Origin of the sequence: Paranoxybacillus vitaminiphilus (assembly GCF_003259935.1) — a bacterium.
Lineage (GTDB): Bacteria > Bacillota > Bacilli > Bacillales > Anoxybacillaceae > Paranoxybacillus > Paranoxybacillus vitaminiphilus.
This window is the reverse complement of sequence record NZ_QLMH01000053.1, coordinates 1-1,305: the sequence shown is the minus strand read 5'-3', so window position 1 is coordinate 1,305 and position 1,305 is coordinate 1. Positions and strand designations below refer to the sequence as shown.

Below are 1,305 nucleotides of genomic sequence, written 5' to 3'. Positions count from 1 at the left end.
CTCGATGGCAGTGCACCGATGGGACCGTGGCTAGTGACGAAAGATGAAATTCCGAATCCGCACGAATTAGAAATCGTATTAACGGTGAATGGGGAGGAAAGACAACGCTCGAATACAAAAAATCTTGTGTTTAATGTTCATTACTTAGTCGAGTTTCTTTCCGGCATTATGACACTCGAACCGGGCGATGTCGTATGCACAGGCACGCCGGGGGGAGTCGGAGTAGCCAGGGAGCCACAAGTATTTTTACAGGATGGAGATGTTGTGCGGATTGAAGTGGATAAAATTGGCGTTCTCGAAAACAAAGTGAAAGCCGTTCCAAAAGCTGTAAAGGTGGGACAATGATGAATAAAGTGAAACAATATCAAGAAGAGATGAACCGACATATCGATGAAATGGTCCGAAAAGTTGAACCATTATCCGAAGAGATGATTCGCTGGAAACCGTCCGAAGACGAATGGTCAATCATGGAGATTCTTTGCCATGTAGAAGAAGTGATTCGGTATTGGGTGAACGAACTTGTCAGGGTGATTCAAGCCGGAGGTACGGAGTGGGGAAGAGGGCTCCAAGATGAGGCGCGCCTGGCTGCGGTTCGCCAAGCCGACCATCGCTCCATCGATGATGTAATGGACGGGATTTAAAAGGCGAGAGACTATGCCAATGAACAATTTTCTTCTTTAAAGGATGAAGATTTGTCAGTAGAGGCCCCGCATCGAAATCCGAAGTTTGGGGTGAAGCCGATGACGTTTTTGATCGAACATTTTATTACCGAACATCTTTACAATCACGGAAAACAGATTGAACGAAATATTTCTAAGTATCATCAGTCCGTAAAATGAAGGAGGAAGAAATGTGGGAGAAAATTCCTTTTTCAAAAGCCAAGAAGTGAAAGAGTTTACGAAAAAAATCGAACAGTATTATTTGGGACCGTTATGGAAAGCAATTCCCGATTTAATGCATAAAGAGCCGACCACGGAGGCGATTCCGTACCTGTGGAAAGGAGAAATGATTGAAAAACTATTATTAGAAGCCACTAAAATTTTCACTCCTGAGCGAGGAGGAGAACGACGGGCGATTTATTTACAAAATCCAGGGTTAAAAGATCGCTATCCTTGGGGATGGGCTTCGACGACGAATACGTTATATGCGGCGGTGCAGTTAATTTTGCCTGGTGAAACTGCCCCATCTCATCGCCATACGCAAAATGCGCTGCGCTTTATTACGAGTGGAAAAGGAGCTTACTCGATTGTGCAGGGAGAACGGTTGTTTATGGAAGAGGGCGATTTCTTAATCACTCCGGGAGGG

4 protein-coding genes are annotated in these 1,305 nt (G+C 44.9%); all 4 read left to right on the top strand.

Annotated features, from left to right (window positions below):
- The coding region (locus B0I26_RS18040) for a fumarylacetoacetate hydrolase family protein (protein ID WP_146612834.1) at positions 1 to 345 on the top strand (345 nt) is incomplete at its 5' end.
- A complete protein-coding gene (locus tag B0I26_RS18795) occupies positions 345 to 641 on the top strand; it encodes a DinB family protein (protein WP_245934855.1) in 297 nt (98 codons plus the stop codon). The genes B0I26_RS18040 and B0I26_RS18795, both read left to right, overlap by 1 nt.
- A gap of 51 nt (positions 642 to 692) precedes the next feature.
- Complete coding sequence (locus B0I26_RS18790; protein WP_245934854.1) at positions 693 to 839, top strand: hypothetical protein; 147 nt, start codon at positions 693 to 695, stop codon at positions 837 to 839.
- 13 nt (positions 840 to 852) lie between these two features.
- A partial coding sequence (locus tag B0I26_RS18030) for a cupin domain-containing protein (protein ID WP_146612833.1) occupies positions 853 to 1,305 on the top strand: 453 nt, incomplete at its 3' end.

What these genes read in the sequence shown, in the direction of transcription:
- B0I26_RS18795 (WP_245934855.1), top strand. Translation starts at nt 345, where the DNA reads ATGAATAAAGTGAAACAATATCAAGAAGAGATGAACCGACATATCGAT.